Source organism: Shewanella rhizosphaerae, assembly GCF_019457655.1.
GTDB classification, from domain to species: domain Bacteria; phylum Pseudomonadota; class Gammaproteobacteria; order Enterobacterales; family Shewanellaceae; genus Shewanella; species Shewanella loihica.
This window is the reverse complement of the sequence record NZ_CP080420.1, coordinates 303,057-318,594: the sequence shown is the minus strand read 5'-3', so window position 1 is coordinate 318,594 and position 15,538 is coordinate 303,057. Positions and strand designations below refer to the sequence as shown.

Sequence of the window (15,538 nt, the reverse complement as noted above, 5' to 3'; positions counted from 1 at the left end):
AGCAATTTACTTCTTCAGCATATCCCGTATGTTGGCAATGTTGGCCCGGCCCGACTGCACTCTTTGCTGCTCAGACTGAGGCGGCTTACGGTTTTCCCAGATAAGATCGTCCTGGGGCAGCTCCATCAGGAAGCGGCTGGGCTCACAGCGCATCACCTCGCCAAACTGGCGCCGCTCACGGCAGATCATGAACCACAGCTCCCTCTGTGCCCGGGTGATCCCCACATAGGCCAGACGGCGCTCCTCCTCAACGTTGTCTTCATCTATGCTGGTCTGGTGCGGCAAGATGCGCTCCTCCACTCCCACCATGAAGACATAGGGGAACTCAAGCCCCTTAGAGGCGTGCAGCGTCATGAGCTGAACCTGATCACCGGCCTCGTCTTCACTGTTGCGCTCCATCATGTCTCTCAGGGTTAGACGGGTCACCACTTCCGGCAACGTCATCCCTTCATCCAGCTCATCGCCCTCGAGCATCTCGGTCACCCAGCGATAGAGTTCGGAGATGTTCTTCATCCGCATCTCGGCGGCCTTGGCACTGGTACTGGTCTCGTACAGATAGTCTTCGTAGTTGATGTGGCGGATCAGCTGTTTCACCGCCTCAACCGGTTCGCCGCGAGTCGCCGCCTCGCCGGTATCGACGATAAACTTACCAAACTGATACAGGGCCGACATGGCCGCCGGCGGCAGATGGTGGTTCAGCTCGCTCTGGAATATCGCCTCGAACATGGAGATGTGCTGCTCGTTGGCGTAGTTACCCAGGCGTTCCAGGGTCGCAGGACCGATGCCGCGTTTGGGCAGGTTAACCACCCGCAGAAAGGCGTTATCGTCGTCGGGATTCACCACCAGGCGCAGATAGGCCATGATGTCTTTGATCTCGGCGCGGCCGAAGAAGGAGGTGCCGCCGCTGAGCTTATAGGGAATGCGGTTGGTCATCAGCGCACGCTCCAGCAGGCGCGACTGATGGTTGCCCCGATAGAGGATGGCATAATCGCCAAACTGGGTCTTGCCCACAAACTTGTGGCGGATCATCTCGGCCACCACACGCTCGGCCTCCTGTTCCTCGTTAGCGGCGATCAGCACCCGCAGCGGCTCACCATAGGCCAGCTCGCTGAACAGTGATTTGTCGTAGACGTGGGGGTTATTGGCGATCAATATGTTGGCTGCCCGCAGGATCCGCTGACTGGAGCGGTAGTTCTGTTCGAGTTTAATCAACTTAAGATTGGGAAAGTCCTTCCCCAAAAGCACCAGGTTTTGCGGCTTTGCCCCACGCCAGGAGTAGATAGATTGATCGTCATCCCCTACCACGGTAAAGCGGGCGCGCTCGCCCACCAACAGTTTAACCAACTCATACTGGCTGGTGTTGGTATCCTGATACTCATCCACCAGCAGATATTGGATCCGTTTCTGCCAGCGCTCACGCACCTCCTGCTTATGCCGCAGCAGCAGGGTGGGCAGCAGGATAAGATCGTCGAAATCCAGCGCATTATAGGCCTTCATATGCTGAGCATAGCGCTGGTAGAGCAAGGCAAATAACTGTGACTGCTCGTCTCTGGCGGTTTTGATGGCACCGTCTGGCGTCATCAGGTCGCCCTTCCAGTTGGAGATGGCCGTCATCAGCATGCGCAGCAGATCTTTATCGCCGTCAAACTCCTTCTCGGTCAGCTCTTTCAGCAGCGCCAGGGTATCTTGGTCGTCAAACAGGGAGAAGCCGGGCTTAAGGCCGACCACCTTATATTCGCGCTTGATGATCTCAAGCCCCAGGGTGTGGAAGGTCGAGATCCACAGCCCTCTGGCCTCCTTGCGTCCCATCGACTGGGCCACACGCTCCTTCATCTCCCGCGCCGCCTTATTGGTAAAGGTCACCGCGGCGATATTGCGCGCCTGATAACCACACTTCTGTACCAGATAGGCAATTTTATTGATGATCACACGCGTCTTACCACTGCCCGCGCCGGCAAGCACCAGACAGGGACCAGAGACATAGTGAACAGCATCATTTTGACCGGGATTGAGCTTCATTGACTAACGGCTACCAACTAGAGAATTCGTGAGATCGGCCAGGGATCATACCAGAATCTTCGCCATAGCTCAGACAAAAATATCCAGGTGGTCATCTAAGCTTAAGCGCATGCGACCGATAAGCTACCGACGTGAGCCTGCCCTCAACCTGGTGTCAGGCGACCGGTTTTTAGTTGTCATCCCAGTAGGCTTAGGTACAATTCGGGCATAGCATTAAATGGCCAATGGCGGACAGAAAAGATGATTAACCCCAAAAAGATCGAAGAAGTAGCTAAGCAGCTAAGCGATAACCTCCCCAGCGGGCTTAAGCAGTTTGCCGGTGAGTTTGAAGAGAAGAGCAAACAGGTTCTGCAAAACCAGCTGATGAAGCTAGATCTTGTCTCGCGCGAAGAGTTCGATGTGCAGCAGCATGTGCTGTTGAAGACCCGCGAGAAGCTCGAAGCCCTACAGGCGCAGGTCGATGCCCTGGAAGCCAAACTCAGACAGCAAGACGAGGCTTAAATCGCACTAAGCCGCGTAAGCGACCTCCATCCATGAAAAAGAGCGCCCGGCGCTCTTTTTTGTTGGCTGTTTTATTCTCTTCTTATCACTCGCCAATCACCTCTTACAACAACATCTGCAATTGCCCCCGTTTTGCCACAATTGGTCATCGCTATGCCCGCCTGTTTGGCGCGACTTGTGGTGTAATGGCGCAATACACCCAGACCGTCATTGAGAGGGATTTTTATGTTAAGTCGGTTACCCCTGGCCAACAGCCCACTGAGCAAGAAACTGATCTTCATCGCCATCCTCACCCTCGTAGCGATGATCCCCTTGGGTCTCATCGAGAGCCTCACCTCAGACAGGCAGCATCTGTACCACGGCGTGGTCAACGAGATAGGCCGCTCCTGGGGCGAGCAGCAGACCATTGCCGGACCAGCACTGGTTATCCCCTATACCTATGAGGTGGTGCAGGAGAGCATCAGCGACACGGGCAAGATGACCAAGGCCAGGCACACCTACGACAGCGAACTCATTGTGCTGCCGGAGCAGCTCAACCTCGCCGTCTCGCTCAAACACAGCTTCCTCTCCCGCGGCATCTTCCGCTCTCTGGTCTATCAGTCTCAGGTCACAGGCTCCGCGCAGTTTCGCCTCGAAGCCTACTCCTTACCCAATCTAGTTAGCCTGCACCCCGACCAGGCTAGGCTGGTGTTTGGCATCTCCGCCAACCAGGCCATCGACAAGATCAACCAATTCGCCGCCAAGGCCGACCAGCAAGCGACCGCGCCGCAAAGACTCATGCCCGGCACCAGACTGGAGCAGCTCAGGGGGCTCGACCGCGGCTTTCATCAGCCGATCGCCCTGAGTCCCGACAGTGAGCAACTCACGGTCAACTTCGATATAAGCCTGAGGGGCTCTCAAGGTATCACAGTGCTGCCCATAGGACAGCAGACTGAGGTTACCCTGTCCGCGGACTGGCCGCATCCAAGCTTTCACGGCCTGCTACCGACCGAGCGACAGATCACCACCCAGGGCTTCAGCGCCCAGTGGGAAGTGAGCCACCTGACCCGCAACTATCCCCAGGTCTTTACCAAGACCCTGGAGGTCAATCTGCAGGAGATCGCGGCTCAGGCTACCCTGTTTGAACCCGTGACCCACTACGGCAAGATAGAGCGTGCGGTCAAATATGGTCTGCTGTTTATCATGCTCACCAGCATAATGCTGCTGATCTTCGAGCTTGGGCAACAACAGGTCTTGAGCTCGATTCAGTACCTGCTGGTCGCCAGCGCCATGGCGCTCTTCTATCTGCTGTTGCTCTCCCTGTCGGAGCATATCAGCTTCGGTTATGCCTACCTGCTGGCGGCATCTGTGCCACTACTGTCTGTCTCGGCCTATATTGCCAGCGTGACCGCCAGTAACAGGCGCGGCGCCTTCATGGCCATCATCTTGCTGGCGCTCTACAGCGTGCTCTACTCAATCCTGAAGTTGGAAGACTATGCGCTGCTGATGGGCTCTGGCCTGCTGATGATGGTGCTGCTGATCCTCATGTACCTGACTCGCCACCAGATCGAAGCGCCTTTAACCCCACGGCAAGAGTAAATAACACCTCAGGCGCTGGCCAGACTAGCCAGCGCCGCCTAAGCGGGTTAGCCTAGCGCTTTTCAATAACCGTATTTTTCAAACAGGAAGTTTTAAGAGCACACCTATGAGATCGAATCCACCCTCCAATCTCTATTTTTCCGTGGTGCTACTCTGGAGCGGTCTAACGCTGATCCCCGCCGCGATCTACTTAGGCGGGCTAAGCCTGTTTCCCTGGCTCGAACTCAGCTCCGCCACGGCGCAGCTGCTCTTTGGCTTAACCAGCTCGGGGACGGCGCCCTATGGCGTACTTACCGTGCTGGCCCTGCTGCTCGCCTGTTATCATTTGCTGCCACGCAAACAACTTGCGCCACTGCTGTTTAGCGTCGGCCTCGCCATGGGGCTCAGCCTGGGGCTAAATCACTTTCTCAAGCCTTATTTCGGCCACCCCAGACCCAATGTGCAATTCTTGGCAGAGAACCAAGGGCTGTCGCTTAGTGGCTTTTATCAGGCCAGTCAGCCGACGCGGCGGGCATTGATGGCACAGGAGGTTGCCAAGCTATCTCAGGAGATCAAGCTACCACAGGAGACCAAGCTATCCCTCTCCCCCAAGATAGCCCAGCACTGGCAAGATGAGGTGGGCTACTCGTTTCCCTCGGGTCACACTTTGTTTGCGGTGACGCTCGCCCTAGTCGTCAGCTATTTTTTGTTGGCGGCGCAAAGGATTTTATTCGCCGCTCTGTTATGCTTATGGGCGCTGGCCATGGGGTTTAGCCGCATGTTACTGGGCATGCACTGGCCTCAGGATGTCTTGGCAGCATCCTTGCTCGGCGGCCTTATCGCCCTACTCGCCTTGCTGCTCACCGAAAAATGGCGCGCCATCGGCTAAGGCTAATGCCTAACTGGACTAATGTTTGACTGAAACAGTATTTTACTTCCACAAGGGTTTACTCTTACCCGGCGACTGACATGACAAGACTACAACTCGACAAGACCGACATTCAGATCCTCAAGTTACTCCAAGCCCAGGGACGCATGGCCAACCAAGATCTGGCCGCAAGCGTCGGCCTGTCGCCCTCGCCCTGCTCGCGCCGGGTCAAGGCGATGGAGGAGGCGGGCATCATCGCCGGTTACGCCGCCCTAGTCGATGCGCCCTACTTTCAGTTAACCCTGACCGCCTACGTGCAGGTGCGGCTGGAAAAACACACCCAAGCGATACTCGATGCGTTCGAGCAGGCCATCGACGGCTATGACGAGGTACTCGAATGCGCCCTGCTGACAGGCAGCGACGCCGATTACCAGCTCAAGGTCTTGGTCAGAGACATGGATGCCTTCAAACACTTCCTGCTAGAGAAGCTCACCAGCAACCCGCATATCGCTGGCATACGCTCAAGCTTCGTGCTCAAACAAGTCAAGAGCCGCACCGCCATTCCCCTGCCAGAACTCGGCACTCAAGACGATAAAGCTTGATAAATCACACAAATTCTCATTTTTTCAGCCGCGCAATCCTATCGCGTCGACGCCTGTCTCAACGGGGCCATCGCAATAATTTCACCAATAAAGCCAAAAAACGAAATTAGTTTCCAATAAATAGTGGAATGACGCGATAACAACAAAGGCTTAACCTGGAATCACGCCATTTACCACCCTTGACCGACTATAATAAAGGACTATGATGCGCCCTCTTTAACACTGAGGTAAGGAATAGATGAGCGCAAAAGATTTAGGGCATTTCAGCTCACGCATAGGCTTTATCATGGCGGCGGCAGGCTCGGCCGTAGGCGTCGGTAACATCTGGGGATTTCCCACTCAGGCGGCAACCCATGGGGGCGGCGCCTTCCTCTTGGTGTATCTGGTGCTCATCTTCCTGCTGGGTTATCCCATGCTGGTCGCCGAGCTCATGATTGGCCGCCACGGCCAGACCAACCCTGCCGATGCCATGGCCAAGCTGGGTAGCAGTAAGCTGAGTCGCAACCTGGGCAAGACCATAGGTTTCGCCTCCATCATTACCGCCACCCTGATCTGCACCTTCTACAGCATCCTATCTGGCTGGTTTGTCAGCTTCACCCTGGCGCCAATCGCCAGGCTAGTGGGAATGCAAGAGATTGCCCTCTGGTTAACCAGCTTCTCGCTGGAGCGTAATCTACTCTTTACCCTAATCTTTATCCTCCTGGTGGTCTTAGTGATCCGCCAGGGGGTGCAGCAGGGGATCGAGGCTTGGTCCAAACGACTGATGCCGCTGCTGTTGGCAATCTTGATATTGGGCGTGGCCTATATTCTGACTCAACCCGGTGCGAGCCAGGGGCTAAACGCCCTGCTGGTGCCAGATTTCGGCCGCATTTGGGAACCTCAGGTGCTTATCGGTGCCTTGGGCCAGACCTTCTTCTCACTCACCGTGGGTACAGGCGCCATGATGGTCTACGGCGCCTACCTGAATCGGCAGGAAAACCTGGCCAAGCTAACTGCCTACGTCACCCTGACCGACACCAGCGTCGCCTTCCTCGCCGCCCTGATGATCATACCCGCCATGTATGTGGCCCAGCATAACGGCGTTCAGATCTTCGCCGCCGATGGCAGCCTGCTCAATGCCGATACCTTGGTGTTCACCGTACTGCCGGCGCTGTTCGACAGCTTGGGCGGACTCACGGGACAGCTGATCGCCATCGTCTTCTTCATCCTGATGACCATAGCCGGGCTGACATCGGCCATCTCGATTGTCGAGGTGCCCACCAGCTATATGGTAGAGAAGACAGAGATTCAGCGTCACAGCGCCACCTCTCTGGTGGGCGGTGGCATCGCCCTGCTGGCGACTATCATGGTGTTTAATTTCGATGCCCTATTCGGGTTAGTTATTACCCTGACCACGGAGCGTGCCCAGCCCTTTATCGCCTTAGGTATCGCCCTGTACACTGGCTGGGTATGGCATAGAAACAGCCTGCTCAAGGCGATCGCCGCCCAGGAAGGCGCCAAGCTCGACGGCCTCTTCTGGCGCATCTGGCCTGTGTACGTGAAATATGTTTGCCCAGTGCTGATCCTCGCCATCATATTGCAGCTGCTGACCGCCTGAGGCTTAGCGAGTAAGTCAACCTGAGGTGAGCATAAAAGGTCGGTCTAAAGCTCAGATACACAAAAGCCTAGTCATTGGGATATGACTAGGCTTTCTATTTGGGCAACCACCAATGGCTGAGGAGCTAGCCCTAGGTATATTGCTTGATGATCATCTCGACCACAGTTTGAGTGATCTCATCGAGCTTGGCCTGGCTAGGCAGAGGCTCACCCTGGATCAACTGAGGCCAGAAGCAGTAGGCCTTGATCACCGCGGTAAACTGAACCACCAAGATCTCGCTATCCTTCGCCTTCAACGCACCGGCGGCGATCGCCTGATTGAACCAGTTCGCCAGTGGCGACTCCTGCTTACTAAACTCCGACATGGCGTCCTGAATCAGCTCCGGCTTGTGGATCGCCTCGGCAATAATCACCCTGGCCGTATCGATAAACCCCTTAGCACTTAACAGCTTAATCTCGTGCTGCACCAATTGGGTCAACTGTGAGGCCAGACTCTCCTCGGCGCTGAAGGGTAAAGATTCGAAGGCACACAGCATCTCCATCATCTCGAGCATGATGGCACTAAACAACGCCTCTTTGCTGGGAAAATGGTTATACACGGTGCGCTTGGACACATCGGCACGTTTGGCAATATCATCCATACTCGCCAGGCTAAATCCCTTACTTTGAAACTCCACACTGGCTGCCTCGACGATGGCCGCGCGTTTCAGCTCCGAGCGAGTTAATTTTTTCTCTATCATTTTAAATAACTTATTAGGTTTACCTTGGCGAATTGCAATTATTTTACACTTATTAGTTTACTTTTTAAACTAAGATTATGTAAACTACACTGACTAGTTTACATTTGGTGATTGCAATGAAACGCAAATATCTAATCTCACTTGGCATCATACTCGGAGGCGGCATGCTGACATCTAACCTAATCAACTCCTCTTCGGCGCCGCAAGCCCTGGCCTCAGGTGATCAACTTGCCAGCAGAGAGCCTGCCGCACATCACAATAGAGATGGCGGCTTTCAAAATACCGCCGCCAATCTCACCGAGAACAGCGGCATGGGCGCCATCCTGATGCGTTACCTGACCGAGACGCGAGTCGATGCCAGTCCTTCGAAGGCAATCCCCTTGATGCCACTGACCCGCGATAGAATCGCCGCGCTGCCTGACTCTCAGGACAGCGTGATCCGCCTGGGCCACTCGAGCATCTTACTCAAGATAGCGGGCCAAACCTGGTTGATCGATCCCGTTTTTAGCGACCGGGCCTCGCCCTTTAGCTTTATCGGCCCTAAACGCTTCCACCAACCACCAATCGCCCTCGAGCAGCTTCCCGAGATCGATGGCGTGTTGATCAGCCACGACCATTACGATCACCTGGACGAAAAGAGCATCAAGCGACTCCACCACAAGGTGAAACGTTTCATCGTCCCTCTGGGCGTGGAGCAACATCTGCTTCGCTGGGGCGTCGCCAAAGATAAGGTGCAACCGCTGGATTGGTGGCAGAGCGTAACACTTGGCGAACTCAGCATCACGGCAACGCCGACCCAGCACTTTTCCGGCCGGGGACTTTGGGACAAGAACCAGACCCTCTGGGCCAGCTATGTCATTCAATCTGACAAGAGCAAGCTGTACTTCAGCGGCGACTCGGGCTACTTCGACGGCTTCAAGGCCATAGGCGAGCGGTTCGGCCCCTTCGATCTCACCATGATAGAGACGGGCGCCTATGACAAAGACTGGCCCAGCATTCATATGACCCCGGAGCAAAGCCTGCAGGCGCACCTGGATCTGGGAGGGCGTCAGATGATGCCGATCCACAACGGCACCTTCGACCTGGCCTTTCACAGCTGGTACGAGCCGCTGGAGCGCATTGCCGCCCTGGCCGCCGATGCAAACACACAGCTCATCACGCCAATCGTGGGACAGGTACTGGATATTCACAACGCGCCCGAAAGCATCGCCTGGTGGCGGGATGAACAGCTCAACTTAGCACTAAACGAATAATCTTCAGCCCTTGAGGCTCGCCACTCGCTTGGCATCAAGGGCTGGTTTTTCCTCTGCGATTCGAGATGCTAGAATGGCGACAATAAAAATTTAACCATCAAAATTGTTTTAGGGATTGAAACATAGTGAAAAAATTTTTTGTCGCCATCATTCTATTTGTGGCCTTTATCCTCTATTGGCAGACGCGTGACACTTCGCTCACTGTCCCTATTCAAGCAGCCGATACACCCAATGCCCCTACCGATAAATCCGCTAATGTGGCGCCTGACACTGCAAGCCATTCGCAAGCACTCAATGGGCTAAATTACGCCGATTGCCGTAATACGCTTCAATCTGCCAAGGATCTCAAGCAAAAATGGGCCGGAGAGCAAGATTGGGATCAACGACTCGAGCAAGGCTACTCCATAGACGACATTACCCTGGCTATGGCTCACTTTCTCAACGAAAACTTTGCCGCCAGCTGGCGAGCCAAACAGCTCAAACATAATTCTCAGCTAAGCCAGGTTAATCGCAGCCTAGGCGAGCAGGTAAAGGCGCTGATACCTGACTTGCCGAGTTTCGTTCGCGTAGAAAAAGCTGTTCCACAGCCACAACTCGCAAACATAGCTGAGTTAAAACAAGATGAGGCTCTAGCCCTACTTGGGTCCACAGAGATTTCAATCGATGATCTAAATTGGCTACTGAAACAAGAGAGCTTACCTCAGACCCTCTTGCTACAAGCACTCAATCAAATAGAGGATGTCAACGCTTTGCTCGGCTACGGTATTACACAGGATGAAACCTTACATCTAATCGATACCGCAGCCTTTCATGGTCGCAACCAAGTGGTCTCGGCCCTACTAAACAAAGGTAGCCAACTGACTAATGATCCCTATCTTGGCACGACGATGGAATATGCCCTTGCAGGCCTCGATTATCGATTCCGTATGAACAAACTCAGCGATGATGAAATCTTTAAGCACCAGATAGAGATCATCAAACTCCTGCAGTCGCAGGGGAGCCCGGCAAACTTCATCTCGAACACAGAACAGAGTGTTAAAGGATTCTTCCCAAGGCACTTTTACAGTTTCGACGCCCAGCAAATCGCTTTCCTACAGCAAACTCACGATTTAGTCTTGGCCCAAATCCTCCCCAAGCAAGGCCTGAAATTCGATAAACAAAGCGCCTTAATGCAAGCTCTCGAGAAAGAACTCACAGAGCAGCTAACAACTATTGCTTCAGAGTCCGAGCGCAACCAATGCAAGAAAATTGTGGCTCGAGTCGACCAAGAGTGGCAACCTCGGGATCTCAACTTTTTCACCACTAAGCTTACTGAAGAGGGGAAAAATGTCACCAGAGAAACCCTCAATGAAATCGATCCTATCCTGGCAGACTGTTCTTCAAAGTTTGCACCGAAAGCACTTGGGGTAAGTTACCTTCACGATAGAGAGTTGGAAGATAAGGTCTACGGGTTCGCTCGTGAGAATAAGATCTCCGAAGCCATAAGCGTGTTAGAAGAGGCGCAGCTTAATGAAGCGGAATATCGCCATTTCTTCTATCAACTGCTAGGTTACGACCCCACTTTTTTTGTACCTTTACAGACCAGTCGCCTGCATCAAGAAAGGCTCTCTTATTCGCTGTTATACGACGCCACCAAGAGTAGAATGGTCGACGTTATTGCGCAGGGTATAGATATCGACGAGCTCGATTATTCAGGTAAGAGCCTGCTCGACATCGCGATTACAAAAGAAGATCTTCAACTGCTTAATTATCTCATCTCACAGCACATTCTCTACCCCGAAAGAGTGGTTGGACGGGATCCTTTATATCTCTTGTTAGACACGAGTGATCATAGGTTCAATCCGGATCAACTCATGACCTATTTACCGCTTATCATGTCACTCGAACCGCCAATTCAGCCAGCACATATCAGGTTAATGGCGCTTTTACGGTTAAAATACACAAAATTCTATGCTGACATGACCGAGCTATACCCCCAATTAATCGCACCGGAAAACGCACAACTTCCACCGGCAATCTGCTTATATTATTAACCCTGTGTAAATCAGTGAAAAGGCGCCCAACTGGGCGCCTTTGATTCACATTCGATTGACTTGCTATAGCTGTTAACACACCTCTCTTGCTACTCATGAAAGTCGACTTTCACCTTCTTAGCATCTTGCTGCAACTCAGCGGGTTTTGGCACATGAATGGCGAGCACGCCCTTCTTATACTTGGCGGTGATCTGGTCGGCGTCAATGTTGAAACCTAAAGGGATCTGCCGCTGGAACGAGCCAAATGAGCGCTCTCTCAGGTGATAGCCTTTCTCATCTTTCTCCTGCTCATGACGCTTCTCACCGCTGATGGTGAGGTAATTACCGCGGATGTCGACGTCGATGTCCTTCTCTTCCATATCAGGCAATTCAGCCTTGATCTCGACATATTCGGCACATTCTTTGACATCAATGGCAGGCATCACGCCCAGCTCGGTGCGAGTGTTAGGCCAAGTGGTTAGCCAGTCTTTAGCAAAATCATCGAATACATTGTCTAGCCGCGAATGCAGAGCGGTTCGCGGATCATCTTTATGAAAGATTGAGGGGAAGAAAGATCGCATAACAAGCTCCTTTGTTGGTTGAATCTCCATAAGGCAAGATTCAGAGGATTTACGAACAGCCCAAAGCGCAAGCCCTCCGGGCTCCTTACTTTAATTTTAGTCTCTTAGTCCCGATTTTTACGTACCGCAAGGGGCTATCTAGCGCTAGGTTAATCCAGATCAAATCGAGGCGAAAAATCACTTGTCTTGGCAGTGTTCAGGCACAGAATATGCCCTTACTTCCATGTAAGAACGCCTTCAGTTCAATGCAAAACAAAGGCAATATTATTATGAGGTTATAGCCGTTTTAACCATGTCTGAGTCGGCCACATTTTTAAAGACAGCGGGGAGAGACTTAGGTATGCTCTGAATGACACTATTTATCGAAAGGAATCGTTCATGGACACTGCATCCATCGACAGCGCACCAGCGCCGACACCAGCAACACAGGCGCCTACCCAAGCTAGCCCACAGGTGCCCACGCAACCCGCTATCCAGCCAGAGTTTAAACACTCGGGCCTGGGCATCGCCGCCTTTACCCTGAGTATCATCGCAACCCTGTTAATCTTTGGCATAGTCACAGTGGCTGGCGTCATGGAGGCCACCACACCCGGTGGCATAGATGAGACATCGCCCGAGGCGATCGTCGTCGGCATGCTGATCTTTGCCTTCATCGGTCTGGCCTTGGTAGCCCTGGGGCTGGGAATTGGCGGCCTGGTGCAGAAACAACGCAAGAAGATCTTCGCCATACTCGGCACTATATTCTCCTCGGTCGCCATTCTGGCCACCCTGGCACTCATCGGCTATGGCACCACGATAGACTAAATCAAAGGTTTTCCCTCTAAACAGGGAGGCGCTAACAACAAAAAAGGGGCCTAAGCCCCTTTTTTAGATTTGCAGTTGGTTTAACGCAGCACTTCCTCTAACGCTCTTAGGCAGAGGGCCACATTCTCGCGCCGAGCACCGAAGCCCATTAAACCGATACGCCAGGCCTTACCGGCCAAAGCGCCCAGACCGGCACCTATCTCCAGGTTATAGTTTTCGAGCAATTGCTTACGCACGGCGCCATCGTCTACTCCCTCAGGAATATAAACTGCGTTGAGCTGTGGCAGGCGAGAGCCCTCCTCGACCACAAACTTAAGCCCCAGATTTTCCAGTCCGTCACGCAGTAATGCGTGCATAGAGTGATGGCGGGCCCAGGCGTTTTCCAGCCCCTCTTCGGCCAGTAGGCGTAGCGACTCATGCAGGGCATACAGGGCATTGACCGGCGCCGTATGGTGATAGCTGCGCTTACCGCCCGCTCCCTGATCGCCACTCCAGTAACCCATGACCAGGCTCTGATCTAAAAACCAGCTCTGCACCGGCGTCTTACGCGCCTTGAGCTTCTCAACCGCCGCCGGCGAGAAAGAGACAGGCGACAGCCCCGGCACACAGGAGAGGCACTTCTGGCTGCCCGAGTAGATGGCATCTATGCCCCACTCATCGACCCTGAGCTCCACGCCGCCGAGGGAAGTTACCGCATCGACGATAGACAGACAATCGTGGGCCTTGGCCAGCTGACACAAGCCCTTGGCGTCCGACAGCGCCCCGGTTGAGGTCTCGGCATGCACGAAGGCAAGAAACTTGGCATCGGGATGAGCCTTTAGCGCCGCCTCGACATCGCTCAGTGATATCGGCGTGCCCCACTCGTTGTCCACCACCACGGCAGTCGCGCCAACACGCTCGACATTCTGGCGCATGCGCTCGCCAAATACGCCGTTACGGCAGACGATCACCTTCTCACCCGGCTCCACCAGGTTAACGAAACAGGTTTCCATGCCGGCACTGCCAGGCGCCGAGACCGCCAGCGTCATGGCATTTTCGGTCTGAAACGCATATTGAATAAGCGACTTAAGCTCATCCATCATGCCGACAAAGAGGGGATCCAGGTGGCCTATGGTCGGCCTTGCCTGCGCCGCCAGAACCTCGGGATAGACATCCGACGGGCCCGGGCCCATCAAGACTCGGCGTGGGGGATTAAAAGGGGTAACTTTGGGTGCTGCTAACATCTCATGTCCTCTATCAAGCCTTAGCTTGAGAAGTTAGGGTTAAGGCTAACTGTCGTTTTGTTTTGATGACGAAGGCTTTACGCTCCATCATCACCCTACGGATGAACAGTTATTCGCGTGCCATGACTGGCATCTTATTGCTTTGAATATGTTGCAAGATAACATAAAAAAAGGCGCCATCGCGCCCCTTTAACGTTAAAGTTTGTCTCTGCTCGCGAAAGCAAAAAACATTAGTCGCGATTATCCAGAAACAGCTTATAGGCCGGGCTTTGGGTCTCTTCTTGATAGACGAAGCCCAGCTCGGTAAGAAACTGCTGGAAGGCAACGCTATCGCTCTCGGGCACCTCGAAACCGGCCAGCACCCGCCCGTAAGCGGCGCCATGGTTGCGGTAGTGAAACAGGCTAATGTTCCACTTGCTGCGCAGGGTAGTGAGAAACTTAAACAGGGCGCCAGGATGCTCGGGAAACTCGAAGCTAAACAGACGCTCCTGCAGTGGCTCGGGCGGCAGACCGCCGACCATGTAGCGCACGTGCAGCTTGGCCGTCTCGTCGTGAGACAGATCCTGCACCTCGAAGCCATCACCCTCGAGCCGCGCCACTATCTCGTCTAGCTCAGCCTGACCATGAGACAGGCGAATACCGGCAAACACCACCGCCTTCTCGCGGCTGGAGAAGCGGTAGTTAAACTCTGTCATGGCACGCTTTTCCAGCAGCTCACAGAAGCGCAGGAAGATCCCCGGACGCTCCGGCACCTTCACCGCCAGAATCGCCTCCTTCTGTTCACCCAGTTCGCATCGCTCGGACACATAACGTAGGCTATGGAAGTTGACGTTGGCGCCGCTGAGAATCGCCGCCACCTTCTGTCCCTTGCCCTCGTCACCGATATATTTCTTCAGCCCCGCCAGCGACAACGCCCCCGCCGGTTCGGCGATGGCGCGGGTATCCTCGAAGATATCCTTCACTGCGGCGCAGATCTCATCGGAAGTGACGGTCACCACCTGATCCACATACTCGCGGGCCAACCTGAAAGGCTCGGCGCCGATCTGCTTCACCGCCACGCCGTCGGCAAACAAGCCCACCTGAGACAGCACCACCCGCTCGTCAGCCTCCAGAGCCGCCTTGAGGCAGGCCGAGTCTTCTGGCTCGACGCCGATGATCTTCACCTGTGGCATCACCGCCTTATAGTAGGCCGCGATCCCGGCGATCAGGCCGCCACCGCCCACAGGCACAAACACCACCTCGAGATCCCTCTGCTGTTGCAGCATCTCCTGGGCGACCGTGCCTTGTCCGGCAATCACCGCCTCATCGTCAAACGGTGCCACATAGATACGTCCCTCATCGCGGGCAAGCTGCTGAGCATGCTCGTTGGCCATGTCGAAGGACTGGCCATGTAGCACCACAGTGCCGCCGAGGCGGCGCACCGCATCCACCTTGATATCCGGCGTGGTCTGGGGCATGACGATAACCGCGCTGACGCCACGGGCCGAGGCCGACATGGCGACCCCCTGAGCATGGTTACCGGCCGAGGCGCACACCACGCCCCGCTGACACTCCTCCTGACTCAGCTCGGCGATACGGTTGTAGGCGCCGCGCAGCTTAAAGGAGTGTACCGGCTGCATATCTTCACGCTTAAGAAATACCTGACACCCGAGGCGCGCCGACAGCTTATTGAGGCTGGAGAGCGGCGTCACCTTGGCAACATCATAAACCGACGACAGCAAGATCTTCTGCAGATAATAGTGGGCGAGATCCAGCTGAGACTGAGAGGCAAGGGCCAACATA

The 15,538-nt window shown here is 54.4% G+C and carries 13 protein-coding genes; 8 read left to right on the top strand and 5 right to left on the bottom strand.

Annotated features, from left to right (window positions below; all coding sequences use genetic code 11):
- Positions 1-6 precede the first annotated feature (6 nt).
- Complete coding sequence (gene rep, locus K0I63_RS01545) at positions 7-2,019, bottom strand: DNA helicase Rep (protein WP_144203838.1); 2,013 nt, start codon at positions 2,017-2,019, stop codon at positions 7-9.
- 240 nt (positions 2,020-2,259) lie between these two features.
- Between rep and ubiK the strand changes: the two genes are divergently transcribed.
- The 5 genes from ubiK (at position 2,260) to K0I63_RS01520 (ending at position 7,144) form a co-directional block, all read left to right on the top strand.
- Positions 2,260-2,520, top strand: coding sequence for a ubiquinone biosynthesis accessory factor UbiK (ubiK, locus tag K0I63_RS01540; protein ID WP_011864110.1), 261 nt, complete (start codon positions 2,260-2,262; stop codon positions 2,518-2,520).
- A 225-nt stretch (positions 2,521-2,745) separates the two neighbouring features.
- Positions 2,746-4,098: a cell envelope integrity protein CreD gene (gene creD / locus K0I63_RS01535; RefSeq protein WP_220082300.1), complete on the top strand. Its 1,353-nt coding sequence runs from the start codon at positions 2,746-2,748 to the stop codon at positions 4,096-4,098.
- Between the two features lie 106 nt (positions 4,099-4,204).
- Positions 4,205-4,966 (top strand): phosphatase PAP2 family protein, encoded by a 762-nt coding sequence (locus K0I63_RS01530; protein WP_220082299.1) that lies wholly within the window; start codon positions 4,205-4,207, stop codon positions 4,964-4,966.
- A gap of 80 nt (positions 4,967-5,046) precedes the next feature.
- Positions 5,047-5,547, top strand: coding sequence for an Lrp/AsnC family transcriptional regulator (locus K0I63_RS01525; RefSeq protein ID WP_011864107.1), 501 nt, complete (start codon positions 5,047-5,049; stop codon positions 5,545-5,547).
- 238 nt (positions 5,548-5,785) lie between these two features.
- Complete coding sequence (locus tag K0I63_RS01520; protein ID WP_220082298.1) at positions 5,786-7,144, top strand: sodium-dependent transporter; 1,359 nt, start codon at positions 5,786-5,788, stop codon at positions 7,142-7,144.
- Positions 7,145-7,274: 130 nt separating this feature from the next.
- Here the strand turns inward: K0I63_RS01520 and K0I63_RS01515 are convergent, their stop codons facing one another.
- A complete protein-coding gene (locus tag K0I63_RS01515) occupies positions 7,275-7,883 on the bottom strand; it encodes a TetR/AcrR family transcriptional regulator (protein WP_220082297.1) in 609 nt (202 codons plus the stop codon).
- Positions 7,884-7,999: 116 nt separating this feature from the next.
- On the opposite strand from K0I63_RS01515, the gene K0I63_RS01510 reads away from it, so the two are divergent.
- Positions 8,000-9,136, top strand: coding sequence for an MBL fold metallo-hydrolase (locus K0I63_RS01510; protein ID WP_258406919.1), 1,137 nt, complete (start codon positions 8,000-8,002; stop codon positions 9,134-9,136).
- A 125-nt stretch (positions 9,137-9,261) separates the two neighbouring features.
- Positions 9,262-11,169: a hypothetical protein gene (locus K0I63_RS01505; RefSeq protein ID WP_220082296.1), complete on the top strand. Its 1,908-nt coding sequence runs from the start codon at positions 9,262-9,264 to the stop codon at positions 11,167-11,169.
- Positions 11,170-11,258: 89 nt separating this feature from the next.
- On the opposite strand, the gene K0I63_RS01500 is transcribed toward K0I63_RS01505, so the two are convergent.
- Positions 11,259-11,729 carry an Hsp20/alpha crystallin family protein gene (locus K0I63_RS01500; protein WP_144203845.1) on the bottom strand — a complete coding sequence of 157 codons (471 nt, stop codon included), beginning with the start codon at positions 11,727-11,729 and terminating at the stop codon, positions 11,259-11,261.
- A gap of 378 nt (positions 11,730-12,107) precedes the next feature.
- Between K0I63_RS01500 and K0I63_RS01495 the strand changes: the two genes are divergently transcribed.
- Positions 12,108-12,533 carry a hypothetical protein gene (locus K0I63_RS01495; protein WP_220082295.1) on the top strand — a complete coding sequence of 142 codons (426 nt, stop codon included), beginning with the start codon at positions 12,108-12,110 and terminating at the stop codon, positions 12,531-12,533.
- 80 nt (positions 12,534-12,613) lie between these two features.
- Here K0I63_RS01495 and K0I63_RS01490 read toward each other — a convergent pair whose 3' ends face one another.
- Together K0I63_RS01490 and ilvA are read right to left on the bottom strand one after the other, a co-directional pair.
- The gene (locus tag K0I63_RS01490; RefSeq protein WP_220082294.1) at positions 12,614-13,756 is read right to left on the bottom strand and encodes a pyridoxal-phosphate-dependent aminotransferase family protein; all 1,143 of its coding nucleotides are present in this window, start codon (positions 13,754-13,756) and stop codon (positions 12,614-12,616) included.
- Between the two features lie 230 nt (positions 13,757-13,986).
- Positions 13,987-15,537, bottom strand: a complete 1,551-nt coding sequence (gene ilvA / locus K0I63_RS01485) for a threonine ammonia-lyase, biosynthetic (protein ID WP_220043961.1) — start codon at positions 15,535-15,537, stop codon at positions 13,987-13,989.
- Position 15,538 lies beyond the last annotated feature (1 nt).

Bases quoted from the DNA above. Each gene is read 5' to 3' on its own strand.
- rep (WP_144203838.1), bottom strand. From the start codon at position 2,019: ATGAAGCTCAATCCCGGTCAAAATGATGCTGTTCACTATGTCTCTGGT.
- ubiK (WP_011864110.1), top strand. From the start codon at position 2,260: ATGATTAACCCCAAAAAGATCGAAGAAGTAGCTAAGCAGCTAAGCGAT.
- creD (WP_220082300.1), top strand. From the start codon at position 2,746: ATGTTAAGTCGGTTACCCCTGGCCAACAGCCCACTGAGCAAGAAACTG.
- K0I63_RS01530 (WP_220082299.1), top strand. From the start codon at position 4,205: ATGAGATCGAATCCACCCTCCAATCTCTATTTTTCCGTGGTGCTACTC.
- K0I63_RS01525 (WP_011864107.1), top strand. From the start codon at position 5,047: ATGACAAGACTACAACTCGACAAGACCGACATTCAGATCCTCAAGTTA.
- K0I63_RS01520 (WP_220082298.1), top strand. From the start codon at position 5,786: ATGAGCGCAAAAGATTTAGGGCATTTCAGCTCACGCATAGGCTTTATC.
- K0I63_RS01515 (WP_220082297.1), bottom strand. From the start codon at position 7,883: ATGATAGAGAAAAAATTAACTCGCTCGGAGCTGAAACGCGCGGCCATC.
- K0I63_RS01510 (WP_258406919.1), top strand. From the start codon at position 8,000: ATGAAACGCAAATATCTAATCTCACTTGGCATCATACTCGGAGGCGGC.
- K0I63_RS01500 (WP_144203845.1), bottom strand. From the start codon at position 11,729: ATGCGATCTTTCTTCCCCTCAATCTTTCATAAAGATGATCCGCGAACC.
- K0I63_RS01495 (WP_220082295.1), top strand. From the start codon at position 12,108: ATGGACACTGCATCCATCGACAGCGCACCAGCGCCGACACCAGCAACA.
- K0I63_RS01490 (WP_220082294.1), bottom strand. From the start codon at position 13,756: ATGTTAGCAGCACCCAAAGTTACCCCTTTTAATCCCCCACGCCGAGTC.
- ilvA (WP_220043961.1), bottom strand. From the start codon at position 15,537: ATGTTGGCCCTTGCCTCTCAGTCTCAGCTGGATCTCGCCCACTATTAT.